The following is a 25,930-nucleotide window of genomic DNA, read 5'->3' on the forward strand; positions in this document are numbered from 1 at the left end:
TACGATACGCCCTCCCTGCCGGCTTTTGATGTACGTGGCGTCGATCCACAGATAGGGCCACTCGCCCTCTATCGGGCGGTTCAGGAAAGCCTGTACCCGCCCATCTATTTCTTCGCATAACCGGCTGACCTGGCTCTTGGAGATGCCTGTGCCGCCCATCGCCTTGACCAGGTCATCGACGGCGCGTGTGGAGATGCCCTTGATGTAGGCCTCCTGTATAACAGCCGTCAGCGCTTTCTCGGCCGTCCGTCGCGGCTCCAGGAACGACGGGAAGTACGTTCCCTTGCGCAGCTTCGGGATGTCGAGATCAATCCGCCCGGCACGGGTTTCCCAAGCCCGTTCGCGGTAACCATTCCTGTAAGTCTTGCGATCCGCGGAGCGGGCACCGGGAGCCGCGCCCGTATGCGACTCCACCTCCATCTCCATCAAGCGCCCGGCCGCAAAAGCCAGCATGTCGCGCACCAGATCGTTGTCTGCGCTCTGGTCAATCAGCTCGAATAAAGCCAATCTGTCTTCGGTCATCGTGTGAGGTCCTTCTGGTTGAGTTTCGCAACCACAACCTCGACGGATTCGCGCACGATGACCTTCCTCAGGTCGAATTTACACCAAGCCCCGGGACGCTACCCACAGCCTGTCGCTGATAGTTGGCGAACAATTCGTGAGTATCACGCCCTCAAAGGCGAAGACCGCGACCTGAGCTATGAACTAAAGTTGCGCGCAAAAGCAACAGGGTGGCACGAGCCCTTGGCGCGCGAGTACGCAAGCTATTTTGCTCCTTATCTTCAGCTCCAGAGTGTTTGGAGAAGCCCTATTCCTCCTGATGGTCGCCGAAAGCTAAGAGAGCGCGATTTGGTACAGGTTGCGGTAGAGTATTTTGAGGGCATTCGTTCGGTCGAGGTTCCGGATGATTATTTAGCTCCCCTGATTGGCAAGCTGCGTGATGCGCTACATCTCGCGTCCGACCTGGAGACCCGCTACTCCTACGATATCGATATTTGTTCGATTGAGCCCGATGAACGTGGTGAAGATGAGGGTGATGATGACTTTCATCGCCAATACAAGCTATCCGGACATGTTCTGCATTTCGTCGGCCTTTTTCGGCGATATGCCGTTCTGCATCCTATCGAGGCGTCAGGTGAACTGCGATCATGGACGACCTCAGAGACCATTTTTGGGCGTCTGAAAGTCTGGGGAATGGGCCTGCTCGACTTGGTGCCCGCTAATGAATTCGCACTTCTGGTCTGCTCGCTCGATGACGAGAGTTTCTGGCCATTCAAAGGTAACAGGGACCTGCTGTTAGGCTTGGCCAGAAGATGGGTCGAGTTTTCTGATGCGGATCGCAGCGAAATTGGACGCCGCATCTTAAAAGGGCCGACAAAAAGGAAGAAAGAAACTCGCACTGCCTACAAGGAACGCATGGCCTATATCGTGCTGAACAGGCTGCACTGGCTAGCAAGCCAAGGCTGTGCGTTCGATTTCGACCTGACTGCAAAGACAGAGCGTCTCCAGCAGTCCGCACCGGAATGGAAACCTGAATATGCGCTGAAAGCAGCCCGATCTTTAGATGGTGGCGGCGGTTGGGTCCGCACGGAAACCTCCTTTGATGAGATCAAGTCTCTGTCCGCCGAGGACATTATTCCGCATATTCTTTCCATGGACCGACGCCCGGTCGGCCGCTTGGTGGAATACAACCCGTTCCTCGGACTGAGCACCGATCAACCTGAATGCGCGCTTGAAGCACTTGATGCCCATGCTGCGTCGGAGGACGAGTTCCAGCCCAGCTTCTGGAACACATTCCTTCGTACTGATATTCGAAAAGACGATGATTCATCGCTGCTTGCGCAAATAGCTCAGTCGCTTTTAAAACTTCCAAACCAACGTCTTGCGCAAATCGCATTGAGTGCATCTGACTGGTTTGAAAAGCATGGGGAAGCCTTGAAGGATCAAGACTTCTCTTTGTTTGATGAACTTTGGAACAGACTAACCCTCGCTCTCGTGGAAGAAGAATCTACTCAGCGCTCGACGTTGGTCCGTGAGGAAGAAGAACCCGACTGGTCAACTGAAGCCATAAATTCTCCTGCAGGAAACCTCGCAGAATTCCTGTTGTCTCACACTTTGAAGAAGACATTCGAGAAAGGAGAAGGATTGCCGGATCAATGGCGTTTGAAAGCAGAGCAACTTCTTTCCCTTCCTGGGGATTCCAGGCGGTTTGCCCTGGTATTATTTGGTTATGGTCTTCGATTTTTCTACTACGTTGATCCAGAATGGACGGAAGAAAAACTGCTCGCCGTTCTAGACACAAACTATGAGCCAGAGATCGATGGTGATGCATTATGGGCTGGTTTCTTCTGGCGGGCACAGACCCCAAGCGCAGAACTTTTTGCTCGCCTAAAGCCCAAGCTTGTCGAACGCCTGCAAGGAAGGCCCACCCAAAAGAGACAGCACATGGAAGTGTTGTCCGGCATCCTGCTAGCCGGCTGGCACTCGAAAGATGAAAGTTCTGGCGAGCGGCTGGTTTCAAGCTCAGAACTGCGAACCTTCTTGTTGCAGGGGAGTGCAGAGTATCGCCGACACACGCTCTGGACGCTGGATAGGTGGGCTGAGGACGGAAATGAATGGTCCGCCAGCGTTCCGGAGTTTTTACGCGATGTTTGGCCAAAGCAAAAATCCATCCGCACGAAGGACATTTCTGCAAGACTGGTTGAACTCGCGCTTTCTCAAAAGGCAAATTTTCCAGAGGTGGCAAAACTTGTAACAGGATTGGTCTCGCGCGTAGATGATGATCGCATTTTCATCCCGGAGCTTAGAAAATCGGAAGATTCTATCGCCCTACAGCATCCAGATGAACTCTTGGATTTGCTATATGCCGTCTTGCCGGAAAGCGTGTCTTTATGGCCCTATGGCACCCAGGCCGCCTTAGAGCGGATTGGAGAGGCGAAGCCATCATTGCGTTCGAGCGCGAAATTCATTGAGTTAAGTGCGCGAATGGGATGATATCCTTGGTTGTATAAAACAAATGACTGTGAACTGTACTGGGCGCGACCTTCGGGCCGGGCTCTAGTAAACAGGGTCCGTCAGGGGCGGTCCCGACCAGTCGGCTTCGATCCCTCGCGCAAGACTTAAGGCTTCGCCCTTAGCGCACATAAAGAAGAATAGTCGCTCTCCCAAGGTTCGGCTGCGCCTACTCCCGCCATCTATTATCACCCCCTACGAATTTTTCCCAGAACTTCACACTTACCACTCGGCTATTCCCAAACCTTCAGAATACCCCACAGATTTTCCCCAATTCCCTCTCTGGAGACTGAGAGGCTGATTGGTCAGGTTCGGTGTCATGAAACATGGCACGCACCTCTTCTGGCAGATCCTTCTCGTCTTGTTCGTCGTTCTCCTGGCGCTCTTGTGCGCGACCGAGTGGACGGCCTGGTCGCTTGGCTGGTCGCCTCGGTTCGGTGAGCCGCTCTTCGTCATTCTGGACATGCCGGTCTATGTGCCCTGGGCCTTTTTCGGCTGGTGGTATTCCTTTGATGCCTATGCGCCGGATGTGTTTGAACGCGGCGGTATGATCGCAGGGTCTGGCGGCATTGCTGCTATCGTGATCGCGGTGACGGGATCGATCCTGCGGGCCCGGGGGGACAAGCGGGTCTCGACCTTCGGCTCGGCGCGCTGGGCGGAAAGCAAGGATTTGCGCAAGTCCGGACTGCTGAAGCCGGCCGGCGTGTTCCTCGGCCAAACGGAAGGCGCGTACCTGCGCCATGACGGGCCAGATCATGTCATGGCCTTTGCGCCGACACGTTCCGGCAAGGGCGTCGGGCTTGTCGTGCCCACCCTGCTCTCCTGGCCGCATTCGGTGCTGGTGCACGATATCAAGGGGGAGAACTGGCAGCTGACCTCCGGCTGGCGCTCGGAGTTTTCGCATTGTGTACGGTTCGATCCGACCGATATTGTCTCGGCTCATTTCAATCCGCTGATGGAAGTGCGCCGAGGGCTTAATGAAGCCCGCGATGTCCAGAACATTGTTGATATCCTCGTCGATCCGCGCGGTGTCGTCGAAGAACCAGGGCATTGGGTGGACAAGGCAAAGTCCCTCCTGACCGGCGCCATCCTGCACGTCCTTTACGCCGAGCCTGAGAAGACGCTCGCTCGGGTCGGCACATTCCTCGCCGACCCCGACCGGACATTCCGGACGACAATCGAGATCATGAAGCGGACCAATCACCTCGGCACGAATGAAGCGCCACGCGTTCACCCGATTGTCGCGACCAAGGCGAGAGAAATGTCTAACCAGACCGAAAACGAGCTCTCGGGCGTGCTCTCCACGGCCTTGCGCTTTCTCGCCCTTTACGCCGATCCGGTCATTGCCGAAGTAACGTCGCGGAGTGATTTCCGGATTGATGACCTGGTGTCGGGTGATCGGCCCCTGTCGCTCTATCTCGTTGTACCGCCATCGGATCTTTCACGCACGAAACCCCTCATGCGCCTCATCCTGAACCAGGTGGGCCGGCGCCTGACCGAGCATCTCGATGTCAGTCCATTCAAGGTCTCGCGCAGCATATCTATTGTGGCGAATACTCTGAGAGCCTGCGGGCTGCTCGCGCCTCAAGTGTCGGTGGCCGCGCCGAAGACCCGGCGGCGGGTCCTGTTCATGCTGGATGAGTTCCCGGCCCTCGGAAAGCTCGACTTTTTCGAAAGCGCGCTGGCTTACATGGCTGGCTATGGGCTCAAGGCCTTCCTGATCGCGCAGTCGCTGAACCAGATCGAGAAGGCCTATGGCCCTTCGAACGCCATTCTCGACAATTGCCATGTCAGGGTCGCCTTCGCGACAAATGACGAGCGCACGGCGAAACGGATATCCGATGCGCTCGGCACCAAGACCGAACAGCGCGCCATGAAGAATTATGCAGGCCACCGGCTCGCCCCCTGGCTGTCGCACAAGATGGTGTCGCGCCAGGAGACTGCCCGCCAGCTGCTGACGCCAGGCGAAGTGATGCAGCTGCCGTCCGATCAGGAGCTCGTCCTTGTCGCGGGCTCCCCGCCCGTGCGGGCGCTGAAGCTGCGCTACTATGAAGACCGGAACTTTACAGAACGCCTTAAAGAAGCACCGGGTGCAGCGGCCTGTATTCCGGAGGCGCGGGAGAATGATTGGGGCAGCGACGTTCGTACCATCCATGAAGGCCTGATGCAGGCTGACGATCTGGAACCGGACGCCGATGGCCTGGGCCGGCGACAAGAGCGCAGTGTGGCTGAAGACCGGGCCCGGTCTGCCCGCCCTGTAAAGTCCGGTGGTTTTCAAGGCAGGGCACGCGCTCCCCTGCAGGCCAGCCTCTTCGATGCGCTCGTACAGGCCGACAGTCTCGAACAGGCGACCGGCATTGACCTGACGGGGAATGGCGAATGAAGCCCCGCATCCAGCCTTATATTTCACCAGAGAATTATCACTCGCTCAAGGCCATGGCCAAACGCCCAGGTCTTTCTGAAAGCGTCATCGTTGACCGGGCGCTGACGGCCTACAGGGCGGGCGAAGCGGATAACAAGCGTGAAGCCGCCATCAATCGCCGGCTCGACCGGCTGACGCGCCAGTTCGGTCGGATCGAACGGGATAATTTGGTCATTGCCGAAACGCTCGCGACATTCGTCCACTATTTCCTGACGGTGACGCCGCCTGTGCCAGCCAACCAGGTCGAGGCCGCACGCGCCAAGGGCGACATGCGGTTCGATCTCTTCGTGCGGCAGGTCGCTGAAGCCCTCCGGTCGGGCCAGCGCATTCTCCAGAACGCCGTTGAAGACGTGACGGAAGAGGCTTCCGGGTTTGATGGCGAGTCCGCCTCTGAACTCCTGGGCGAGGTGCGAGCCGATGCGTGACGCGACAAGCCAGACACGGACACGCGCCATGCTGGTCACGGCACTGGGCAGCGAGATCGTCGCGGCGCTGGATGATCCTGCCGTTGTCGAAATCATGATCAATCCCGATGGGCGGCTCTGGATCGAAAGGCATGGATCTGGCCGAAAGGAGTCCGGCCTGATCGTCACGGCGGGCGATGTCGAACGTGTCATTCGGCTCGTCGCAAGCCATATGGGGCGCCGCGTCGATGCTGCCTCCCCCATCGTGTCCGCCGAACTGCCTATGGGCGGAGAGCGGTTTGAAGGTGTGATGCCGCCCGTCGCGCCGGGGCCTTGCTTCTCGATCCGCAAGCCTGCCGGCCGGGTGATCGCATTGGATGAGTATGTCTCGTCCGGCGTGATGGCTGCCCATCATGCCGAGGCCCTCCGGCAAGCCGTGCTGGACCGCGAGAACATTCTCGTTGTCGGCGGCACGGGCTCTGGCAAGACAACGCTCGCCAATGCGCTACTGGCCGAGATTGCCCGTACGGGCGACAGACTGGTCATCCTTGAAGACACACGCGAACTTGTCTCGACGTCGCGCGATGCCGTGCACCTTCGCACACAGCCGGGATCGGTCACGCTGGCAGACCTTGTCCGCTCGACCCTGCGGCTCCGCCCCGACCGGATCATTGTTGGCGAAGTCCGGGGCGCTGAAGCCCTCGACATGCTGAAGGCCTGGAATACCGGCCATCCGGGCGGCATCGCCACCCTGCATGCCAACTCGGCCCTGGGCGGCCTCTCCCGGCTCGAACAGCTGATCGGCGAGACCTCGGCGCAGGTGCCGCACGATCTCATCGCGGAAACAATCGACTGCGTCGTTTACATCTCCCGGCGCGCCGGAGTTCACCGCGTCGAGACAGTCGCGCGAATGAACGGGATTGGACGCGGCGGCTATGACCTGATGCCCGTCCAGCCCGACCTGCAGCTCGTCCTGCCGAGCCTGCCCTTCTCCGAACCGCTTCTCTCCACCGCTCCAGAAAGGACGTAATCTCAATGAACGACAGAGTTATCAAAGCCCTGAGCCTGACGGCTTTTGCCGTTGTGCTCACCTTCCCGGCTCATGCGGCTGGCTCTGGCATGCCCTGGGAAGCCCCGCTGCAATCGATCCTCGACTCCATCGAAGGTCCGGTCGCGAAAATCCTCGCCACGATCGTCATCATCCTGACCGGCCTTGGCCTAGCCTTCGGCGAGAGCGGCGGCGGCATGCGGAAATTGTTGCAGATCGTGTTCGGTCTCTCGATCGCCTTTGCCGCGACCTCGTTCTTCCTCTCCTTCTTCTCCTTCGGCGGTGGGGCGACGCTCTGATGGCTGACAACCGCCCCCTGCCCCCGGGCTATAGCGTGCCGGTCCATCGCTCGCTCACAGTGCCTATCCTGCTCGCAGGTGCGCCAAGGCTTGCGACGATCGTCAATGGCACGCTGGCCGCCGCACTCGGCATCGGCCTCCAGCTTTGGGGTGTGGGGCTCGTCTTCTGGATCGTGGCCCAAGGTATCTGCGTGTTCGCCGCGCGGCGCGATCCGCAATTTGCCGACGTGCTGATCCGGCACATAAGGACAAGGGGCTATTACGCATGCTGAATTTGTCCGAATACCGCGCCCGACCCGCTACGCTTGCCGATCATCTAAAATGGGCCTGCCTGATCGCTCCGGGCATCATCCTCAACAAGGATGGCAGCCTGCAACGGACCTGTTTCTATCGCGGACCCGATCTTGAAAGCTCGACGCCGGAAGAACGCGTAGCCGTCACAGCCCGCATGAACAATCTCCTCCGCCGGTTCGGCTCCGGCTGGGCGCTGCATATCGAGGCCGACCGCAGGCCGTCCGTCACCTATCCTGAAAGCATCTGGCGCGAACCGGCCGCCTGGCTCGTGGATGAAGAACGCCGCGCGGCCTTCGAGGAAGCGGGCCGGCATTTCGAGACGGACTGCTACCTCACTCTCACCTGGATGCCGCCAGCCGACCGGACGGCAAGGATCGAACAGCTCTTCATCGAGGATCCGGCGGACGCCCCGGCGGCGTTCTGGAGCGAGCATCTTGTTCATTTTGAAACCGAAACATCCCGGGCGCGGGACATGATGGCGGACCTCATGCCGGAGGCACGGTTTCTGGATGATGACGAGACACTGACATACCTTCATGCCTGCATCTCCACGGTGCGGCAGGCCGTGCGGGCGCCGTCCGTACCGATGTGCCTCGATGCGCTCCTGGTCGATACGCCGCTCATCGGTGGATTGTCGCCCCGTCTTGGCGATGAGACGCTGAAGGTCCTGACCATCAACGGGTTCCCGGCGACGGGCGAGCCGGGGCTCCTCTCGGACCTCGACCAGCTCGGCTTTGCCTATCGCTGGTTGACCCGGTTCCTGCCCCTCGACAAGCCGGAGGCGGAGAAGACGCTCAATTCTTACGTCCGCAACTGGTTTGCCAAACGCCGCTCGCTCACCTCCTACTTGCGGGAAATACTCACAAACGAGCCGGCATCGCTGCTCAACACAGACGCCGACAACCAAGCGGCCGATGCGGACGAAGCCCTACAGGCGCTTGGGGCCGGTCATGTCGCGTTCGGTTACTGCACGACGGCGATTGTGGTCCGGCATGAAGACGCATCGATAGCCGAGGACCAGATCCGCGCCGTCGAGCGCGTGATCCGGGGGCGCGGGTTTACCTGCGTGACGGAGAGCGTCAACGCGGTGGAGGCCTGGCTCGGGACGCTGCCGGGCGAGGCCTATGCCAATGTCCGCCAGCCGCTGCTGAACACGATCAATCTCGCCCATATGGCGCCGCTGGCATCGCTCTGGGCCGGGCCTGAACGGAATTCCCATCTGGACGGCCCGCCGCTCCTGATGGCGCGCTCGGCAAGCTCGACGCCGTTCCGGCTGGTGACCCATCAGGGTGATGTCGGCCACATGATGGTGGTCGGACCGACCGGCGCCGGCAAGTCGGTGCTGCTGTCGCTGCTGGCCCTGCAGTTCCGCCGCTATGAACAGGCTCAGGTCTTTGTCTTCGACAAGGGGGCGTCGGCGCGCTGCGCGACGCTCGCCTTGGGAGGCACCTGGTACGAACTCGGTCTTGATGGCGACCTTGCCTTCCAGCCGCTGCGGGATGTCGACAGTGAAGCGGGCCTCGCTGCGGCGCAGGCTTGGGTGCTCGGACTGTTAGCGCAGGAAAGCGTCGCGATGACGCCGGAGGTCAAACAGGCCGTCTGGACGGCGCTGCAGAGCCTTTGCGCAGCCCCCGTCTCCCAGCGTACGCTGACTGGGCTGGTGGCCCTCATCCAGGTGCCGGAGCTCCGTCAGGCACTGGAGCCCTATACGCTGGCCGGGCCCTATGGCGCCCTGCTCGATGCCGATGAGGATCATCTCGAAACCGGCGACATGCTCTGCTTCGAAATGGATGCACTGATGCAGGACAAGCGGCTCGCCGCGCCCGTGCTGGCGCACCTGTTCTCGAAACTGGAAGCCCGGTTCGACGGGAAGCCAACCCTGCTCATTCTCGACGAGGCCTGGCTGTTCCTCGATCACCCGATGTTTGCGGGGCGTCTCCGCGACTGGCTGAAGACGCTTCGCAAGAAGAATGTCTCCGTCGTGTTCGCGACGCAGAGCCTGTCGGACATCTCATCAAGTTCAATTGCCCCGAGCCTGATCGAAAGCGCCCCGACCCGCATTTTCCTGGCCAATGCACGCGCGGAAGAGCCGTCGCAACAAGCAACCTATGAAGCTTTCGGACTCAATGCCCGACAGGTCGAACTGATCGCAAGGGCCACGCCGAAGCGGGACTATTATGTTCAAACCCCGGAGGGCAACCGCCTGTTCGACCTCGACCTTGGTCCAGTTGCCCTCGCCTTCTGCGCTGCCGGGTCGAAATCCGACCAGAAAATGATCTCCGAAATTCTCGCTTCAGTTGGTCCGGAGGGCTTTGCACCGGCCTGGCTGGAAGCGCGCGGACTTCACTGGGCCGCTGACCTGATCGGGACAGAAGGAGATGTGCCATGCGCCGCCGAATGATCGCCATTCTCCTTGGGACCGTGTCGTCGCTTGTCGTTATTGCGCCTCCTGCAGACGCCTTGTTGGGCGTGGGAGATGTCGTGATCGACCCCACAAACCTCGTCCAGAACATCCTGACCGCCACCAACACGCTCGAACAGATCAACAATCAGGTCCAGCAACTCCAGCATGAGGCGCAGATGCTGGTGAATCAGGCCGAAGACCTGAAACGGCTCGACTATGCCTCATTCGAACACCTGAAACGCCTGCTCGAACGGATCGACACGCTTATGCGCGAAGCGAGCGAGGTGACCTATGAGGTCGAAGAGAGCGAGCGCCAGTACCGCGAGGCCTTCCCGGATACGTATGAAGACCTCACCAATGAGGAAATCGTCGCTGAAGCCGCCGACCAGTGGCGGATCAGCCGCGAGGCGTTCCGGGCCTCGATCCAGGTCCAGTCGGGGATCGTGACCTCGATTGCGGAGGCGCGCGAGACGCTGACCGACCTTGTCGGCGAGAGCCAGGCCGCGACGGGGAACCTGTCCGTCGCCCAGGCCGGCAACCAGCTTGTCGCCCTCTCGGTCGAGCAACAGATGCAGATGCAGCAATTGATGGCGGCGCAATACCGGATGGTGGCGCTCGAAGAGTCCCGGCGCGCCGCGATCGAGGAACAGGCCCGCATCCGCCACAAGCGCTTCGTCGGCGACGGCGTCGCCTATTCGAGGGATTAGTGCCATGGAAGACCTTGGCGTCATCGACCAGTTCGTTGCGACCTTCTCCGCCTATATCGACAGCGGGTTCGGTCTCTTGCAGCCGGATGTCGCGTTCCTGACGAGCGCGCTCATCGCGATTGACATCACGCTGGCGGGCCTGTTCTGGGCCATGGGCCCCGATACCGACATTGTTGGCAGGTTCCTGAAGAAGGTCCTTTATGTCGGCGCCTTCGCGCTGATCCTCGGCAATTTTGCCCTTCTCTCGGACGTGGTGTTCACGAGTTTTGCGCAGCTGGGCCTTAACGCCACCGGCGGCACGATCACCGCCGACGACATCATCAAACCCGGCTTCGTCGCGGCGACCGGATTCGATGCCGGGCTGCCGCTGCTAGACGAGATCGAGAAGCTCACCGGCCCGATCGCCTTCTTCCAGAACATTGTCATTATCGCTGTCCTGTTCCTCGCCTGGATCATCACGCTCCTCGCCTTCTTCTTCCTCGCGATCCAGCTCTTCGTGACCATCATTGAATTCAAGCTGACGACACTGGCCGGGTTCGTGCTGATACCGTTTGCGCTCTGGAACAAGACAAGCTTCCTCGCCGAGAAAGTCCTCGGCAATGTCATCGCGTCGGGCATCAAGCTGATGGTGCTTGCCATCATCGTCGGCATTGGATCGACCATTTTCTCCTCCATCACATCGACCTTCCAGCCAGACGAGGTGACCCTTGAACAGGCTGCCTCCGTCATCCTCGGATCCCTCTCGCTTCTGGCCCTCGGCCTGTTCGGACCCGGCATCGCCACAGGCCTTGTCTCCGGGGCACCACAACTTGGGGCTGGGGCGGCCATTGGCACCGCCGCCGGTGTGGCAGCAGGAACGGTCGCGGGCGGTTCCATCGCCAAGGCGGGAATCGGGGCAGCAGCCGGTGGGACTCGCAGCGCTGTTGGCGCAGCAGCCTCCATGGCAGGCGGCGCTCGCACAGCCTACCAGATGAATGCGGCCGCTTCCGGCAAGACCGGTGTCCGCGCCACGATGGCGGGCGTGAGCGGTGTCGCGGACGCAGGTGCTCGTGCGGCAGCGTCTGGCGCGAAAGCCTTTGCCCGGCGCGCGTTCGGAACCCCAGGGGAGCGTCATCAGGCCGGCGCACGCGCCGCTTTCGCGGCAACGGGTGGCACGGGCGCGCGGAACGCGGGTCCAACCAATGGACCGAATTCTCCCCCGGACTGGGCCAGGCGTATCCGGCGCGATCAGTCGACCCGCGATGCCGGCATGATGGCGGCCTCAGCGGTGCGCGACGGCGACCGTCCGGGCGGCGGCACTTCGCTACAACTCAGAAATGACGAGGACTGACATGAAGCTCTGGAAGCGAAATTCTAGCCGCTATGGCGTGACACCGGAACCTGTCACACCCTACCAGCGCGCGGCGCAGGCCTGGGACGACCGGATCGGGTCGGCCCGCGTACAGGCGGCGAACTGGCGGCTGGCCGCACTCGGCAGTCTTACCCTCTCATTCGTCCTCGCGGGCGGCCTTGTCTGGCGCTCCACCCAGTCTTTCGTCACGCCTTATGTGGTCGAACTGACGGGCGAAGGCGCCGTGCGCGCCGTCGGCCCGGCCGACGAGCGCTATGAACCGACTGATGCGCAGATCGCGTTCCACCTCGCAGAATTTGTGAAGAACACGCGGTCGATCTCCATCGATCCGGTCGTCGTCCGTCAGAACTGGCTGACGGCCTATGCCTATGCGACCGACCGGGCGGCAGCTACGCTCAATGATTATGCCCGTGACAATGATCCATTTGCGGATCTCGGACGGCGCTCTGTGTCTGTCGACGTGGCGAGCGTCGTGCGGGCGTCGGACGACAGTTTCACGGTGCGCTGGCACGAGACGGCCTACCGAAACGGCACCGAGACCGGCCAGTCAAACCATACCGGCGTTTTCTCGATCGTCATCGACCCGCCACGCACGGAAGAGGCCCTGCGGGCCAATCCCCTCGGCCTCTACGTCCACGGACTCAACTGGTCGAAAGACCATCAATAGGAGCACCTCCCCATGAAACGCCTTGCCCTGGTTCTTCTCGCCTCAACCGCGCTTACGGCTTGCGAGTCTGTCCCTACCGCCGTCGGTCCCGACATCACACTCGATGAGCCGGACTATGTCGAAGATCTCTATCTCGCCCCTGACGCGGAAGAGACCGATATCGCCGACGCGGACCTTGCTCCAACGCCGGTTGTCTACCGCACCTATACGCCGACAAGTGTCACAGGCGCGATGCCCGGCCAGTTGAAACCCATGCCAGCGGAGGCAGATGCGCCATCGCTCAAGCCCTACCAGGCCATCGAGACGGCAAACGGCAAGGCGGCGGTCGAACCCTCACTCGACAATTACATGAACGCGATCCAAGTCTATCCCTATACGATCGGTGCGCTCTACCAAGTCTATTGCGCGCCGGAGCAGGTCACCGACATTGTCCTGCAGCCCGGCGAGGAACTCGTGTCCGTCTCAGCCGGCGACACAGTTCGCTGGGTACTCGGCGACACAGTCTCCGGGACCGGCGCCGAGTCGCAGGCCCATATCCTGATCAAGCCGACACAGGCGGGGCTGAAAACCAACCTCATCATCACGACGAGCCTTCGCGCCTACCACCTTGAACTGCGCGCGTTCGAAGAAACCTATATGGCGGCCGTTTCCTGGCGCTATGCGGACCAGCAACTGGTGACGCGGGTCGCGCGGTCCGGCGCAACACCCGCCTCAGCGTCTCCCGCCGGACTACAACTGGAGCGGCTGAAGTTCCGCTACGACCTTGATGGCGATTTTCCTCATTGGCGACCGGACCGCGTGTTCGATGATGGCCGCAAAGTCTATATCCAGTTCCCGGCCCGGCTCGACCAGGGCGAGGCCCCGGCCCTCTTCGTCATTGGCCGGGACGGCAAATCGCAGCTCGTGAACTATCGCATGTCGGGCGACTACTACGTCGTCGATCGCCTTTTCGCCCGCGCAGAACTGCGCCTTGGTGAAAAGCGACAAGATGTCGTGAAGATCGCGCGCAATGATCTCGGGCCAGCGAAACCATGACGGAAGCAGCTTCCCCACCGGCACAGCCGCTCGAAATCCGAGGCCGCCCGAGGCCGGTCAAACGGTTTTCCAAACGGGCTTTGATGGTCCTGCTCGGCACCGGCAGCGCGATCGTGCTCTGTTCACTGGCCTTCGCCCTACAAAGCCCAAAGGATGAGTCCGCCAGCGCGTCTCGCGAGCTTTATAACACGGGCCATAATCCGACAGCAGATGGCCTTGCGGCGTTGCCTGCATCCTACAACGAGATAAAGCCTGCCGAAGACATTCTCGGGCCACCGCTACCCGGAGACCTCGGTACGCCGATCCTTAAGGCGCAGCGTGAAGGGCGGATGGTATTGCCGGCGGAAGATGCGCCTGAGGCGGGTCCAATGCCCCAAAAGCTGGCGGCGCTGGAGACAGAGTTGCGCGCGCGCGAGGCAGCCCTCTCAGAGGCCGCACGTGGGAGCAGCGTGTTTTTCCAGGTGGGATCGGCCGCGGGAGCGAAGGTCATCGGCAATCCAGCCCCTGCATCGTCGTCGCCTTCACTGAGCTTTCCGGACCTCTCGGCTTTTACAGCCTCTCACGAGGGGGCGTTCGGCTCGTCACTTGGCGAGGATCCGAACCGGCAGGCCCGCAAGCTTGATTTTCTGGGCACCGAGACGGATCCATCGATCTACAATCCGCACCGACTCGAGACACCGGTCTCGCCCTACCAGTTGATGGCTGGGACAATCATCCCAGCAACCCTGCTGACGGGCGTGAACTCCGACCTTCCGGGCCAAGTCATCGCGCAGGTGACGAGCCCGGTCTATGACACCGTCACGGGAGAGAGCGTTCTCGTGCCGCAGGGTGCGCGCCTGATCGGGCGCTATGACAGCGTCATCGCGTTCGGCCAGTCCCGCGCGCTCCTTGTCTGGAGCCGGATCGTGATGCCGGACGGATCCTCGATCCGGATCGACAATCTCGCCGGCGTCGATGCCCGCGGGTATGCGGGCCTCGAAGACAAGATCGACTATCATTCCTGGAAACTGTTGCAGGGCGTAGCGCTCTCGACCCTGCTTGGCGTCGGCTCCGAACTCTCCAGCGATGACGAGGGCGATATTGCCCGGGCGGTGCGCCGTTCAGCTCAGACCGGCGCAAATGAAGCCGGTCAGGAAATCGTGCGCCGCAATCTGGACGTCCAGCCTTCGATCACAATCCGGCCCGGCTGGCGGCTCGGCGTACTGGTGAACAAGGACATTGTCCTGAAACCCTATGAAGGAGGTAGACAGCCATGAGTGACGTCAATTTGAAGATCGGGCCGCTGCCGGACCGGACGCCGCAGAAACTGACGGTGCTCGTCGATCCCCTGCTTGCGTCGGAGTTGGACGCGTATGCGCGGATCCATTCGCAGAAGTACGGAACGGACGTTTCGGCCTCGGCACTGGTGCCGCTGATGCTGGAGACCTTTCTGGCGAGTGACAGCGGATTTCGAAGAGCAAAGAAATCTTGAAGGAGCGTCTTCGCTCAAAAACAGTATCAATAGTGGAGTAAACGCAATGGCTAAGTTGATTACAGCGCAACAGGTTCTCGAACTGACCGGGTATCGCAGCAGGACAACACTGTGGAGAAAGGTCAGAGCGAAAGTCTTTCCTGCCCCGGTGAAGCTTCCAGGCGATGCCGTTCGTTGGCGCGAACAGGAAGTTCAGGACTGGATCGAGGAAGCTCCCCGGCAGACATATACCAGGTCGTGAATACTCCCGCTCAAGTCAGCAACTTGGCCGAGCGTTTACGCATCGCATGGCCAATTCCTTCAACCAGAAGCTTCGGAAAATCGTCTGGCATGATTGCGGCGGTTCGCTCGAGGGCACCCTCAATAGTTTCGCCAAGACTGCCAAAGAGACTCCTGACCCGATCTTGCGCCATTCCGGCCGCTTTCGCGTCCTCAAGGAAGTGGTACGGGAGGATGCTTTCCATCGCATAGTATCGATTGTCCCCAATCGCCATGGAGAGACGAAATTCCTTCCGCCTGAGCTGCTTCGCCGCATAATTCGGCTGCAAGGACATGATGTCGTAGAGCGGCGTCATTCGGTAGCGTCCTCCCGGTGTCAGAAAGAGGCTGAAATTCTTGGCATGGCCATCAGTAGCGCCAATAAGCCAGAACACGATCTGGGCCTTCAGGAAGGCCAGCCTGTCCTCTTCAGCATAGTCGCTGCCAGCCAGGAGACCGAGACATTCGCGAATGCCTGGTCCGCCGTCATTGTTATACTTGCGTGTCGGCGGCACCGAGAGCGCCTGGCAGAAATCCTCCTGGGGAATGCGGAGCAAACGGCCATCACTCGCTCTCAGGCGATCAAAGCGCTCCACAGCGAGAATGCGGATGCCATCGACATCAACAATCTGACTTTGCGCCACTTCAAGCCCGAGTTCCCGGCAAAGCGTGAGACAGAAATGCTCGTTCTCGACACTCTGGGTCATGTCGAGTCCATTCGGAAGCTTGCCGAGTCCGGGCTTCAGAATATGCGTGGTTGGCGTTGTGCCCTTTGGCAAACACCAGCCATCATTCCAAAGCAAGGCCGTTTTTTCCTGGGCGCCTGCAATGGAGATCCGCAGTTCCCGTTCGCCGCTCGGCCTGACACCCAGCGGCGCTGTGGCCAGATTGCGAATGATCTCAGCGACGTCTGCGTCGCTCAGCTGGAGATACTCAGGCTGTGTGGGCGGTGTTACCTCATCACCTTCCGGTACGAATTGCAGAGCCCCGACGCAGTCACGGCCGATCTGATTCAGGAGGCTGAACGCGTCGGTGCCCTCCGCCCCCACCTTTTCGGCAACCTTGCGCCTGATCTGGTCATTGTCGGGAAGAAGATTGTCGAAGAAGGCGGACACTTCCGCCCCGGTATAACGCTCCTCACGCAACGGAAGCGACAATGAGACAGGTATGGCCCGGCGCGCATCGGCGAGCCATTCCTTGTCATACGCAAATGAGATTGCGCCGTTCGGGGCGCGATCAAGCAACCCCACGACGCGGCCATTGAGAGCGACGACCAGTCCTGCGCTACGCCGCGGCCGGGACATCAGAACAGATCCTCAATGTCACTGTGCGAGCCTTTGGTCCGCTGGCGGACAACAATCTCAAGGTCGAGTGCCCGCAGCAGGTCCATCACCGTGTTGAGCTTGACCGTTTCAAGCCCGTTCTCCACATGTGATATGGTGCCTTGTCTCACGCCGGCTCGGCTGGCCAGGTCAGCCTGCGTCATCGCCTGCGTACGACGAGAACGCCGCAAGGCGACGCCAAGCTGCTTGGGTGATCTGACGAGTTGGGACATTGGCGAGCTTCCTGACTATTCATGACCCCCATACGCCACAGCGTATAAAATGTCAATATACGCTACGGCGTATGATAAAGCTTTATCACCTGCAGCGCATAATTACCTTTTGGTCGAATGGATTAATGGCGCGACAGGGCAGACTTACACTGGATCATAGTGCAGGCTATAAGTTGACTGGCGAGGTGCGTTCGAACGTGCGGAAACCTTGGCTGAGCGATGGCCCAAATAGTTACTCCAGTCAGCCATCATGCGGCGGCGTTTTTCTACTTGGGAAAGCCTCTTATAGGCCAGTTCTGTCTCTGACCCTTGCTTATGAGCAATTGCGATTTCAGCGAGTTCGCCCGGGTAGTTGGTACACTCAGCAATCCAATCCCTGAAAGTTGACCGCAGCCCGTGCGGCACCGCGCGCTTCCCTGTCTGTTGATCCAGGAAGCCCTTTCGACCGGCTGCGATCTCCTCCAGGTGAACTTCCCGCATAAGTTTGGCGATCGTATTTTCGCTCATAGGGCAACCATTGAGTCCCGCGAAGACATACTCGCCGTTCTGTTCCTGTTTTACCTTTCGCAGTAGCGCCAGCATCGGCTCGGTAAGCGGCACCTTGTGGTCTCGGGTCTTGAGTTTTGTCCCTTGTCTGTTCGGCGGTATCGTCCAGACTCTCGTGTCGAAATCGACCTCACTCCAGGACATGTATCTCACATCACCCGACCTTACCGCCGTAAGACACAGAAACTCGAGTGCTCGCGCAGCCAAGCTCTTCTTCTGGCGGATCAATTCGAACCACCTCGGCGCGTCAACGAATGGCACCGCTGGCCGATGCGCGGCTTTCTTATCCCGTCCCAGGGGATCCAAAATCGGTTTCAGGTCCACCCATTTCGCGGGACTGTCTTGCTCCCGATAGCCCGTTGCCTTCAACCAGACAAATATCTTGTCGAGGCGTACCCTAATCTTCTTGGCGAGTTCGCGCTTCGTCGACCAAATTGGCTTGAGCACATCTGCGATGTGAAGCGTAGTAATATGCTCAACGTCCAATTTTCCAATGATCGGAACAGCATAGGTATGGAGCGTATTTTTCCACGCTTTAAATTCTTTCTCCTTAACCTCGGACAATTCAGTTTCGAAAAACTGTTCGACAGCCTTGGCAAAGATAATTCGCTTTTGCTCAACTGTTTCTTCCTTGAAAGTGGGGTCAATCCCATCTGCCAACTGCCTGCGGTACTCACGTGCTTTCTCGCGCGCTTCGCTGAGTGACAACTCGAATGCCGAGCCCAGACCGATTTCTTTGCGACGTTTGTTCAATGTACCCCGAAGCAACCAACACCGAGCCCCACTCGCATAAGTGACGAGATACAATCCGGCAATGCCGCCCACCGAATGCCTCGATTTTTCGCCCGTACCTGAGTGTTTCAGAGACGCGACAGCTTTGGCTGAAAGAGGAGTAAGTAACTTTGGCATATGGTTTCGCCCCACAAACCGCCCCACAAAAGAATTTCGATAGAGTGATATAAAATGGAACACCACAAAACAAGCCTGTTCTCCAATGAGTTGTATTAAATGAATTTTTTTACATTTTTTGGAACAACATGGAACGGCATGAAATACTGGGGTGGCTCCTACTCGCGGAGCCACCCCTTTTTTTGTCCGGCCCGGACACATAGGTCACAGTATGTACCGGAGAGATGGGTTACACTTTTGCTCCGAACGGGTTGTCGATTGTCTGCAGGGTTCTCTGCTCGAGGTCAACGTATCCGAGGTCATAGTGCATGAAGGAGACGAGCCATATGCCGTCGTCGACTTCCCTTATGCCGACATGCTGACCCGCGAGCACGGTGGAGATGTTGATTTTTTCCGGTGCATGCAGATCCGGCCGAAGGCGGTTATCGGGACCTCGCGGTCATGAAAGGGATAGTCGATGTCTGGCAGGCCGTCATGGATGCGGGATGACGGCGTGTGGATCTTTAGAGGGGTCGCGATGGCGAGGCCTTCATGCGGGCGATTGTGTGTTGTATTCCCCGACGAAGTCATCGAACCGCACCTGCTGTTGCAGGTGATTTTCGCAGGCCGGTCGGGTGGTTTCCTGCTTCAGGGTAAGGTGCATGCGCTCATGCCAGCCATTCTGCTGCGGATGGCCTGGCTTGATGCGTTCGATGGCGATGCCGAGTCTGAGCCACCAGACAGAGAGTTTCGAGAGATTGTAGAGCCCGTTGGGACTGGCAAGCGGGACGCCATTGGGAACAGGTGATCCCGTTCCTTGCCTTCAGTGAAGGCGATCCGCCGGATCATTTACACCACGAATGCGATCGAGGCCCTGAACTCAAAGCTCCGGCGGGCGGTGCGCACGTGCGGTCACTTCACGAGTGACGAGGCGGCTATGAAGCTGCTATACTTGGTCCTCAATCACGCTGCCCAGGAATGGAAACGGCCCCCGCGTGAATGGTTCGAGGCGAAGACCCAGTTCGCTGTCATCTTCGGTGACAGGTTCGTGGTCTGATAATGAAAAACGGCCACGAGCACAAAATTTAGGACAGTCCCAGGCCGCGAGCACAAGCTTTAGGACAGCCCCAGACATCCTCAACTTCGCTGTCGATGCCCGCTCGCCTATTCCATGGCAGGTGTTGGCGAAACTGCGTGCCCAGAGAAGCGGGTCAAATTATGACAGCTCCGAACTGATGCGCCACATGGATTACGAAACCCGACGCGGAGAGAAACGAACGAGCTTCGCACCCGTAATGTGGATGCTGACTCATGCGGGCCTGAAGCCCGTGGCGGCAGAGTGATCAAACGGCAGGTCGCCGCACGTCGCCCTGTCCAACGACAAAGGATGTACCGAACAGGCTGTATTTAAAGCCTAGTCTGCGCGACGCTTCATCGCTTCAGCAATCTCAGGGCGCGCTTCTGCGTTACTCAGGTACTGTGGATCAACACGCTTCTTTGACTGCTGCTCATAAGCATACCCCATCGCCAGTACACTTGCGTCCTGGTCTTTGCCCGCCATCATGGACAATCCCACAGGCAGGCCTTTGACCTCGCCCATTGGCACTGTGAGATTTGGATAACCTGACACAGCGGCGAGATAGCCTGCGCCTGCCCAGTCCGGCCAGACGTCCCCGTTGATCGCATCGACGCGTGGCGCCAGCGGTCCGGAAGGCGACACCAGTACGTCGACGCTGTTATCCGCCATCATCTTGTCGATACCATTGACGCCAGTTGCGGCCTGCACATCCGCCTTTGCTGCCAGATAGACTGGCGTTGAAAGATCACCCAGCATCTCCGACGCCTCAAGGATCCCCTGATCAAACAGAGCAAGCTCCACGTCCGCATGGGCAGTATTGAACGCGATCAGCTCCTTCAATGAGCGGACTGTCACGGCTGGGGCAGCCTCGGCAAGATACGCGTTCAGAGTCGCTTTAAATTCATATTTCAACAGGTCATATGATTTCGACTGATAGTCATTTGTCGACGGAACAAAGGCGTCAATCTCCACAAGTTCTGCACCCGCATCTTGAAGATCTGTCAGCGCTCCATCGAAAAGCGCCTTGACGTTAGTATTGGAGCCCTGCGCAAACCGCATCACGCCAATCCGCTTTCCGCTGAGCGCGCCCACATCGAGACCCGCTACATAGTCAGTCCTGGCATCTCCCGTCGACATCGCGTTCAGCATCAGGGCAGCGCCAGTCACCGTCTTAGTCATCGGCCCAGCCGTATCCTGGCTTGAGGAAATCGGCACGATGTATTGCTGCGACACGAGACCCACGGTTGGCTTGAACCCGACGATTCCGTTAACTGCTGAAGGACAAATGATCGAGCCGTTGGTCTCGGTGCCAACACTCGCCGCAGCGAGTGATGCAGCAGTCGCTGCAGCCGATCCGGAACTCGATCCACACGGGTTACGGTCCAGCATGTGCGGATTGCGTACCTGACCGCCCAGCGCTGACCATCCGCTCATGGAGTTTTCGGAGCGGAAATTTGCCCACTGGCTGAGATTGGTCTTGCCCAAAATAATGGCGCCAGATCCGCGCAGGCCCGCTACCAGGGGCGAATCACGTCCCGTCACATTACCCTTTAGCGCCAGGGCGCCAGCCGTAGTGGCGATCTGGTCTTTCGATTCGATGTTGTCTTTCAGCAAGACAGGCACACCGGCCAGCGGTCCCATCGGCTGGCCGGCCTTGCGCGCTGCATCACTAGCTCGGGCTTCCTCCAAAGCGTTTGGATTCAGCGCCAGCACGGCTTGCAGGGTCGGTCCCGCCTGATCAATTATCGCTATGCGGTCGAGATAACCATGTACAAGCGCTTCGGATGTTACTTCTTCCGCCTCAAGCGCGGCAAGTATCTCAGGCAAGGTCTTCGCTATCCAACCAGTCGCTGAATAATCGACGACCTCAGTCTGCGCTCCGTCTGTCGGCGCATCCGATAAATTGACCGCCTTTGGAGAACAAGCAGCCATGGAAATGGTAAAAACAGCGGCGAGCACGACGTGCTTCATTACGAACTTCCCAAACCTAGTCTGTTCCCACTCTATCGCGGTAAAGCACTTTGCATAGACCTCATACGAGAACGCCTAAGCGTCCCCATCGAGCGCAACCAGCCGAACATATTTATGAGCTTGGCTCGGGTCTGTTGTGAATCAGGATTCACTTATCGGCTAGATTGTGATTCAAACGGCCAAACAGGGAGTTCTGAATATGGACCGTCTGAATCTCACGGATGCCCAATGGGCGAAATTATCGCCGTTCTCCTTGGTAAGAAGACCGACCCCGGACGAGCGGCAAGCTGCTTGGGTGATCTGACGAGCTCTGACATAGGCCAGCTTCCTGACAATTCACAACCGATATGCGCTACAGCGCATAACTAGGCTTTATCTTCTGCGGCGCATAGGAGCCGTTTGGTCGGATGGATTAATAGTGCGTCATGGCAGACCTACAAAGGATCATAGTGCAGGCTGGCAATCGACCGTGGAGACGCATTCGAGCCTGTCGCAGCCCTGGCCGGGCAATGTCCCGGATAGATGCTCCTGCCAGCCATCATTAGGCGGCGTTTTTCGACTTGGGAGAGCCTCTTACAGGCCAGTTCTGTCTATGACCCTTGCCTATGAGCAATTGCGATTTCAGCGAGTTCGCCCGGGTAGCTGGTACACTCAGCAACCCAGTCCCTGAAACTTGACCACAGCCCGTGCGGCACCGCGCGCCTCCCAGTCTGTTGATCCAGGAAGCCTTTTCGACTGGCTGCGATCTCCTCCTGGGGAACCTCCCGCCAAAGCGGAAAGTGTGACCCATGTGTCCGGTACAATCTGTCACCTATGCCTCTAGCCGCTCATATCTAGCCAAATCAGATTCGCGTCGCGTGGCGGCATGTGTCATTGATTACGACAAAGCCTGCTTTGCCCTGCCAATCACTTTCGATAGCAAGCCGCCTGCAAACTTCGGGTCCATGATCATGTATTTTGCCCATAGCCTCATGCTTGGCCAGCGGCCGGATGCAACGCGGTCGCTCTGCGCCCAGATAAACTGCTCGCGATAGATCCCGATACGCTCGCGAGCGAGCGCCCTCGCAGCTTCATCGACGGCCCGCTCCCGGCAAATACGGCTAAGGACCAGCATCGAATAGTATTTCTCCTGCGAATACCGCAATTCGGACGTCTTGATTCCATGCCAGATATTGGCACCTGCCCCCCGTTCAGCACCGTTGCGCGTATCCACGATCCAACGGCTCGACACCCGTGCGCATTGATAGAAGAACTCAAAATCATCCGCGATCGTGAAGTGGGGATTGAAGCGCACGCGGCGCGCCAGATTGCCAGTCAGGACTGTCGCCGAGAGATGCAAATGGCGATACCATTCGCCGCACAATACATTCAGCGGCCGCGTGATCTCTAGCAGGTGTGGCGCTTCGTTGGGGCAGAGAAAGTGCGCCTTGTCGAGGAATTCCTCTGGGGGGCGATATTTGGCCGCTAGGGCATCGTCGATCCGTATCGTGTCATAGAAGAAGTCGGTGCCAGGTCTCTCCAGTGCAGCCGCGGCGCGATCCAGGTGTCCGGGAAGCCAGGCGTCATCGGAATCCAGGAACGCGACATACCGGGCGTCGGGGGACACTTCGGCCAGCCCGCGATTCCGCGCCCCGTTCGCGCCTGTATTCTCCTGGACGACAAGATTGACGCGGCTGACGTCTGCAGCGGGCATCATTTCCAGGTCCAGCGCCGCCGCACGAGGCGAACCGTCATCGACGACGTGAACCAGCACATCCTCCAAATCCTGGGCGAATATCGAAGATAGAGCATTCACAAGATGCCCGGGATCACGCTGGAAGTATGGGATCACAACTTCAAATCTGGCCATCGGAACGCTACTCTAAATCTATCACAAAGAGCGTTGAATCTATCACATAGAGCGTTTCGATCATCGCGGAGGTGCGTGATTCTGCGCTTGAATGAGGAAGACGCCCCTCCAGCTGCAAAAAGATCGCTGTTTTGCACATTCTACGTGCCTCGATCCGTCGGCACTTCAATGGGGCCAGTGACGCAAGACCGCACGGTTTAGTAAATCCTTCCATATGTTCACTTGTCTCCATCCTCGAGCAGAAATAGCAGCATTTGATCCCCCGCCATGTTTCAGCGCCACGTACAAGCGCGTACATCTTGCCGCATTCAGCCAGCGCCTATCCGCCGCCTAATCCTCAAAGCCAAGATTTGTTCCCATGAACGCGCCTTTTGATCTCGTTGAAGTCGAACCCGGTCGCCGCCTGCATGTGCTGGTCGAGGGGCCAGAGGAGGCCCCCTGGGTCGTGTTCGATCACGGCGCGTTCGGCACTTATGCCGACGGCTGGTGGATCAAGGAGGCACTCAAGACCGATCACCGTGTCGTTCTGTACGGGCGGGCAGGCATGGACTGGAGCGATCCGGCGCCGGAAGGCGCGCCGACGCCTGCTTTCCACATTGCCGACCTGAAGCGGCTTCTGGCCCGGCTGGGCGGGCGGGCGCCTTATATACTGGTTGGCCATTCCATGGCGGGCCTGCGCCTCCACGCCTTTGCCAACCTGCATCCGGATGAACTCGCGGGCCGCGTTTTCATTGACGCGATGAACCCGAAATTCCTGCGCCAGAAGGACGGCATGCGCGCGCTCAAGTCCTTCGCAGCCTTGTTGCAGCTTGGACGGCTGGCCTCAAAGACCGGCGTGCTGAATGCCGCCGCGCCCTTCGCGGGCGACGATATCGACCTGCCCCGCGAACGGCGAACGGAAAAACGCTTCCTGTTTCGCCAGACCCAGCGTTGGGTCGCCGCTCTGGCAGAGGTGGCCGCGATTGATCCCATGGCCGATTATTTCGATCCGGCCGTCACGGTGAACTCACCCGTATCAGTCTTCTCATGCATGGCTGATGGCGGCGAGAATGCCAATATCGTGAAATCGGTCTCGAACCAGGGCGGCTATGGCCGCCTGTTCGGCCTCGAAGGCGAGACCCGCACGTCCCTGCTCAACCCTGCCCATGCTGCGCGCATCGCACGGGAAGTACGCTACATGACGCGAACCATGATTCCCCTGCGCGCACCGCTTTCATCCGACACAAGCATCCGTGACCAGACGGAAATCGGAAATCAAGGCTTCAGCACTCGATGACATTCACCGCCAGCCCGCCCTGGCTGGTTTCCTTGTACTTCGACGACATGTCGAGGCCGGTCTGGCGCATCGTCTCAATCACCTGATCCAGTGAAACCTTGGTCTGCTCCACCGAGTGAAGCGCCAGCCGCGCGGCATTGACCGCTTTGACCGCGCCAATAGCGTTGCGTTCAATGCACGGTATCTGAACCAGCCCGCCGACGGGATCACAGGTCAGGCCCAGATTATGCTCCATGCCGATCTCGGCCGCATTGGCGCATTGCTGCGCCGTGCCGCCCCACACCGCTGCGAGGCCCGCAGCCGCCATCGAGCAGGCCACGCCCACTTCTCCCTGACATCCCATTTCGGCGCCGGAAATCGACGCGCGCTGCTTGTACAAAAGGCCCACTCCCCCTGCTGCCAGCAGGAACTTTCGCAGCCGTTCGGTGCTGTCTTCCGCGTCCGCACAGTAATGTTTGATGACAGAGGGAATGATGCCCGCTGCGCCATTCGTCGGCGCTGTTACCACTTGCCCGCCGCTCGCGTTCTCCTCGTTCACGGCCATGGCATAGACATTCAGCCAGTCGAACAATTGCTCGCGCTCATTCGATTGCGGAGAGGCCTGCAGCTTCTGCCACAGGGCCGGGGCCCGGCGGCGCACTTTCAGTCCGCCCGGTAAAACTCCTTCCCGCCCCAGGCCGCGCTGGATACAGCCCAGCATGACCTCAACGATCCGGTCGAGCGCCGCTTCGGTCTCGGCGGGCGGGCGCACGGCATCCTCATTGGCCAGGATCACCTCGTGAATTGCCATGCCCTTGTCGGCGCAAATCGACAGTAGTTCTGCGGCCGATGCGAAGGGATAGGGCACGGCCCGCCCCGCCTGCACGATGTCGTCGGCAAGCGGCGTCCGCAATTGTTTCGCCGTGGCAATGAACCCGCCGCCAGTCGAATAATACGTCTCCTCGCGCAGCAGGTTTCCCTCCGCGTCGAAGGCGCTCAGCTTCATGCCGTTCGGGTGCAGATCCGGCAACACATGGTAGGCGAATACGATATCCGCCTCCGGATCAAAATCCACAGATCGTCCACCGGCCAATGGCAGGCGCTTGCCCACATATACGTCCGCGACCTGCGAATCCGCCATGTCGGGGTCCAGCGTTTCCGGCTCAAGCCCCAGCAGGCCAAGAACGACCGCCTTGGGCGTCGCATGGCCGACACCTGTCAGCGCCAGCGAGCCCTGCAGTTCGACCTCGATGCGCGCGAGCTTTGCCAGCGCATCACCATCTCCAAGTATCGAAATGAACCGATTGGCAATCCGGATCGGCCCCACCGTGTGCGAGCTCGACGGCCCGATACCGACGCGGAAGAGATCGAGGACTGAAAGCATGAATGTACCTGTATTCGGCTGGACGGAAGGAC

At 59.3% G+C, this 25,930-nt stretch carries 22 protein-coding genes and 2 pseudogenes; 16 read left to right on the top strand and 8 right to left on the bottom strand.

All coding sequences use genetic code 11. From position 1 onward, the window contains the following. Positions 1–522: IS256 family transposase (locus VR74_RS14580; RefSeq protein WP_045693723.1), on the bottom strand; the 522-nt coding region annotated here is incomplete at its 3' end. Positions 523–579: 57 nt separating this feature from the next. Here VR74_RS14580 and VR74_RS14585 point away from each other — a divergent pair. The 14 genes from VR74_RS14585 to VR74_RS14650 all read left to right on the top strand — a co-directional run bounded on the left by VR74_RS14585 (position 580) and on the right by VR74_RS14650 (position 15,355). Continuing rightward, complete coding sequence (locus tag VR74_RS14585; protein ID WP_299950703.1) at positions 580–2,994, top strand: hypothetical protein; 2,415 nt, start codon at positions 580–582, stop codon at positions 2,992–2,994. Between the two features lie 337 nt (positions 2,995–3,331). Next, the gene (gene traG, locus VR74_RS14590; protein ID WP_051615504.1) at positions 3,332–5,395 is read left to right on the top strand and encodes an IncP-type conjugal transfer protein TraG; all 2,064 of its coding nucleotides are present in this window, start codon (positions 3,332–3,334) and stop codon (positions 5,393–5,395) included. Continuing rightward, positions 5,392–5,859: a hypothetical protein gene (locus VR74_RS14595; protein ID WP_034741860.1), complete on the top strand. Its 468-nt coding sequence runs from the start codon at positions 5,392–5,394 to the stop codon at positions 5,857–5,859. The genes traG and VR74_RS14595 overlap by 4 nt, the downstream gene beginning before the upstream one ends. Beyond that, positions 5,852–6,868, top strand: a complete 1,017-nt coding sequence (gene trbB / locus VR74_RS14600) for a P-type conjugative transfer ATPase TrbB (protein WP_045698063.1) — start codon at positions 5,852–5,854, stop codon at positions 6,866–6,868. The genes VR74_RS14595 and trbB overlap by 8 nt, the downstream gene beginning before the upstream one ends. Before the next feature lie 5 nt (positions 6,869–6,873). Continuing rightward, on the top strand, positions 6,874–7,185 hold the full coding sequence (locus tag VR74_RS14605; RefSeq protein ID WP_045698064.1) for a TrbC/VirB2 family protein: 312 nt from the start codon (positions 6,874–6,876) through the stop codon (positions 7,183–7,185). Further along, a complete protein-coding gene (locus VR74_RS14610; RefSeq protein WP_034741914.1) occupies positions 7,185–7,457 on the top strand; it encodes a VirB3 family type IV secretion system protein in 273 nt (90 codons plus the stop codon). Before VR74_RS14605 ends, VR74_RS14610 begins: the two co-directional genes overlap by 1 nt. After that, positions 7,451–9,880, top strand: coding sequence for a conjugal transfer protein TrbE (trbE, locus tag VR74_RS14615; protein ID WP_034741917.1), 2,430 nt, complete (start codon positions 7,451–7,453; stop codon positions 9,878–9,880). Before VR74_RS14610 ends, trbE begins: the two co-directional genes overlap by 7 nt. Beyond that, positions 9,865–10,590 (top strand): P-type conjugative transfer protein TrbJ, encoded by a 726-nt coding sequence (gene trbJ / locus VR74_RS14620; RefSeq protein WP_034741919.1) that lies wholly within the window; start codon positions 9,865–9,867, stop codon positions 10,588–10,590. Before trbE ends, trbJ begins: the two co-directional genes overlap by 16 nt. A gap of 4 nt (positions 10,591–10,594) precedes the next feature. Further along, a complete protein-coding gene (gene trbL, locus VR74_RS14625) occupies positions 10,595–11,920 on the top strand; it encodes a P-type conjugative transfer protein TrbL (RefSeq protein WP_034741922.1) in 1,326 nt (441 codons plus the stop codon). Position 11,921: 1 nt separating this feature from the next. Next, positions 11,922–12,608, top strand: a complete 687-nt coding sequence (gene trbF, locus VR74_RS14630) for a conjugal transfer protein TrbF (RefSeq protein WP_034741924.1) — start codon at positions 11,922–11,924, stop codon at positions 12,606–12,608. A gap of 12 nt (positions 12,609–12,620) precedes the next feature. Continuing rightward, positions 12,621–13,643, top strand: coding sequence for a P-type conjugative transfer protein TrbG (gene trbG / locus VR74_RS14635; RefSeq protein ID WP_034741927.1), 1,023 nt, complete (start codon positions 12,621–12,623; stop codon positions 13,641–13,643). Further along, the gene (locus VR74_RS14640; RefSeq protein ID WP_045698065.1) at positions 13,640–14,899 is read left to right on the top strand and encodes a TrbI/VirB10 family protein; all 1,260 of its coding nucleotides are present in this window, start codon (positions 13,640–13,642) and stop codon (positions 14,897–14,899) included. The genes trbG and VR74_RS14640 overlap by 4 nt, the downstream gene beginning before the upstream one ends. Then, a complete protein-coding gene (locus tag VR74_RS14645) occupies positions 14,896–15,114 on the top strand; it encodes a DUF2274 domain-containing protein (RefSeq protein ID WP_034742691.1) in 219 nt (72 codons plus the stop codon). The genes VR74_RS14640 and VR74_RS14645 overlap by 4 nt, the downstream gene beginning before the upstream one ends. A gap of 46 nt (positions 15,115–15,160) precedes the next feature. Further along, positions 15,161–15,355, top strand: a complete 195-nt coding sequence (locus tag VR74_RS14650; protein WP_034742695.1) for an AlpA family phage regulatory protein — start codon at positions 15,161–15,163, stop codon at positions 15,353–15,355. Positions 15,356–15,365: 10 nt separating this feature from the next. Here VR74_RS14650 and VR74_RS14655 read toward each other — a convergent pair whose 3' ends face one another. The 4 genes and pseudogenes from VR74_RS14655 to VR74_RS21590 all read right to left on the bottom strand — a co-directional run. Continuing rightward, on the bottom strand, positions 15,366–16,676 hold the full coding sequence (locus VR74_RS14655; protein WP_034742697.1) for a type II toxin-antitoxin system HipA family toxin: 1,311 nt from the start codon (positions 16,674–16,676) through the stop codon (positions 15,366–15,368). Then, positions 16,676–16,927: a helix-turn-helix domain-containing protein gene (locus VR74_RS14660; RefSeq protein WP_034742700.1), complete on the bottom strand. Its 252-nt coding sequence runs from the start codon at positions 16,925–16,927 to the stop codon at positions 16,676–16,678. The genes VR74_RS14655 and VR74_RS14660 overlap by 1 nt, the downstream gene beginning before the upstream one ends. 144 nt (positions 16,928–17,071) lie before the next feature. Beyond that, positions 17,072–18,382 (bottom strand): site-specific integrase, encoded by a 1,311-nt coding sequence (locus tag VR74_RS14665; protein WP_081812293.1) that lies wholly within the window; start codon positions 18,380–18,382, stop codon positions 17,072–17,074. A 229-nt stretch (positions 18,383–18,611) separates the two neighbouring features. After that, positions 18,612–19,157, bottom strand: a pseudogene (locus VR74_RS21590) (integrase core domain-containing protein); the annotation flags it as partial. On the opposite strand from VR74_RS21590, the pseudogene VR74_RS14675 reads away from it, so the two are divergent. Beyond that, positions 19,139–19,418: pseudogene (locus tag VR74_RS14675) on the top strand (transposase); the annotation flags it as partial. The pseudogenes VR74_RS21590 and VR74_RS14675 sit on opposite strands and share 19 nt — an antisense overlap. 357 nt (positions 19,419–19,775) lie before the next feature. Here VR74_RS14675 and VR74_RS14680 read toward each other — a convergent pair. Further along, the gene (locus tag VR74_RS14680; RefSeq protein ID WP_045698074.1) at positions 19,776–21,410 is read right to left on the bottom strand and encodes an amidase; all 1,635 of its coding nucleotides are present in this window, start codon (positions 21,408–21,410) and stop codon (positions 19,776–19,778) included. Between the two features lie 877 nt (positions 21,411–22,287). Then, complete coding sequence (locus tag VR74_RS14685; protein WP_045698076.1) at positions 22,288–23,259, bottom strand: glycosyltransferase family 2 protein; 972 nt, start codon at positions 23,257–23,259, stop codon at positions 22,288–22,290. Positions 23,260–23,617: 358 nt separating this feature from the next. Here VR74_RS14685 and VR74_RS21150 point away from each other — a divergent pair, with 358 nt between their 5' ends. Next, positions 23,618–24,535, top strand: a complete 918-nt coding sequence (locus tag VR74_RS21150) for an alpha/beta fold hydrolase (protein ID WP_299950711.1) — start codon at positions 23,618–23,620, stop codon at positions 24,533–24,535. Here VR74_RS21150 and VR74_RS14695 read toward each other — a convergent pair. Next, positions 24,522–25,898: an L-serine ammonia-lyase gene (locus tag VR74_RS14695; protein ID WP_045698077.1), complete on the bottom strand. Its 1,377-nt coding sequence runs from the start codon at positions 25,896–25,898 to the stop codon at positions 24,522–24,524. The genes VR74_RS21150 and VR74_RS14695 overlap by 14 nt on opposite strands. Positions 25,899–25,930: the final 32 nt, after the last annotated feature.

Origin of the sequence: Hyphomonas sp. BRH_c22, assembly GCF_000961795.1 — a bacterium.
Lineage (GTDB): Bacteria > Pseudomonadota > Alphaproteobacteria > Caulobacterales > Hyphomonadaceae > Hyphomonas.

What these genes read in the sequence shown, in the direction of transcription:
- trbF (WP_034741924.1), top strand. Translation starts at nt 11,922, where the DNA reads ATGAAGCTCTGGAAGCGAAATTCTAGCCGCTATGGCGTGACACCGGAA.
- traG (WP_051615504.1), top strand. Translation starts at nt 3,332, where the DNA reads ATGAAACATGGCACGCACCTCTTCTGGCAGATCCTTCTCGTCTTGTTC.
- trbL (WP_034741922.1), top strand. Translation starts at nt 10,595, where the DNA reads ATGGAAGACCTTGGCGTCATCGACCAGTTCGTTGCGACCTTCTCCGCC.
- VR74_RS14605 (WP_045698064.1), top strand. Translation starts at nt 6,874, where the DNA reads ATGAACGACAGAGTTATCAAAGCCCTGAGCCTGACGGCTTTTGCCGTT.
- VR74_RS14645 (WP_034742691.1), top strand. Translation starts at nt 14,896, where the DNA reads ATGAGTGACGTCAATTTGAAGATCGGGCCGCTGCCGGACCGGACGCCG.
- VR74_RS14655 (WP_034742697.1), bottom strand. Translation starts at nt 16,676, where the DNA reads ATGTCCCGGCCGCGGCGTAGCGCAGGACTGGTCGTCGCTCTCAATGGC.
- VR74_RS14665 (WP_081812293.1), bottom strand. Translation starts at nt 18,382, where the DNA reads ATGCCAAAGTTACTTACTCCTCTTTCAGCCAAAGCTGTCGCGTCTCTG.
- VR74_RS14660 (WP_034742700.1), bottom strand. Translation starts at nt 16,927, where the DNA reads ATGTCCCAACTCGTCAGATCACCCAAGCAGCTTGGCGTCGCCTTGCGG.
- trbE (WP_034741917.1), top strand. Translation starts at nt 7,451, where the DNA reads ATGCTGAATTTGTCCGAATACCGCGCCCGACCCGCTACGCTTGCCGAT.
- trbJ (WP_034741919.1), top strand. Translation starts at nt 9,865, where the DNA reads ATGCGCCGCCGAATGATCGCCATTCTCCTTGGGACCGTGTCGTCGCTT.
- VR74_RS14685 (WP_045698076.1), bottom strand. Translation starts at nt 23,259, where the DNA reads ATGGCCAGATTTGAAGTTGTGATCCCATACTTCCAGCGTGATCCCGGG.
- VR74_RS14585 (WP_299950703.1), top strand. Translation starts at nt 580, where the DNA reads ATGACCTTCCTCAGGTCGAATTTACACCAAGCCCCGGGACGCTACCCA.
- VR74_RS14650 (WP_034742695.1), top strand. Translation starts at nt 15,161, where the DNA reads ATGGCTAAGTTGATTACAGCGCAACAGGTTCTCGAACTGACCGGGTAT.
- VR74_RS14680 (WP_045698074.1), bottom strand. Translation starts at nt 21,410, where the DNA reads ATGAAGCACGTCGTGCTCGCCGCTGTTTTTACCATTTCCATGGCTGCT.
- trbG (WP_034741927.1), top strand. Translation starts at nt 12,621, where the DNA reads ATGAAACGCCTTGCCCTGGTTCTTCTCGCCTCAACCGCGCTTACGGCT.
- VR74_RS14595 (WP_034741860.1), top strand. Translation starts at nt 5,392, where the DNA reads ATGAAGCCCCGCATCCAGCCTTATATTTCACCAGAGAATTATCACTCG.
- VR74_RS21150 (WP_299950711.1), top strand. Translation starts at nt 23,618, where the DNA reads ATGAACGCGCCTTTTGATCTCGTTGAAGTCGAACCCGGTCGCCGCCTG.
- trbB (WP_045698063.1), top strand. Translation starts at nt 5,852, where the DNA reads ATGCGTGACGCGACAAGCCAGACACGGACACGCGCCATGCTGGTCACG.
- VR74_RS14640 (WP_045698065.1), top strand. Translation starts at nt 13,640, where the DNA reads ATGACGGAAGCAGCTTCCCCACCGGCACAGCCGCTCGAAATCCGAGGC.
- VR74_RS14695 (WP_045698077.1), bottom strand. Translation starts at nt 25,898, where the DNA reads ATGCTTTCAGTCCTCGATCTCTTCCGCGTCGGTATCGGGCCGTCGAGC.
- VR74_RS14610 (WP_034741914.1), top strand. Translation starts at nt 7,185, where the DNA reads ATGGCTGACAACCGCCCCCTGCCCCCGGGCTATAGCGTGCCGGTCCAT.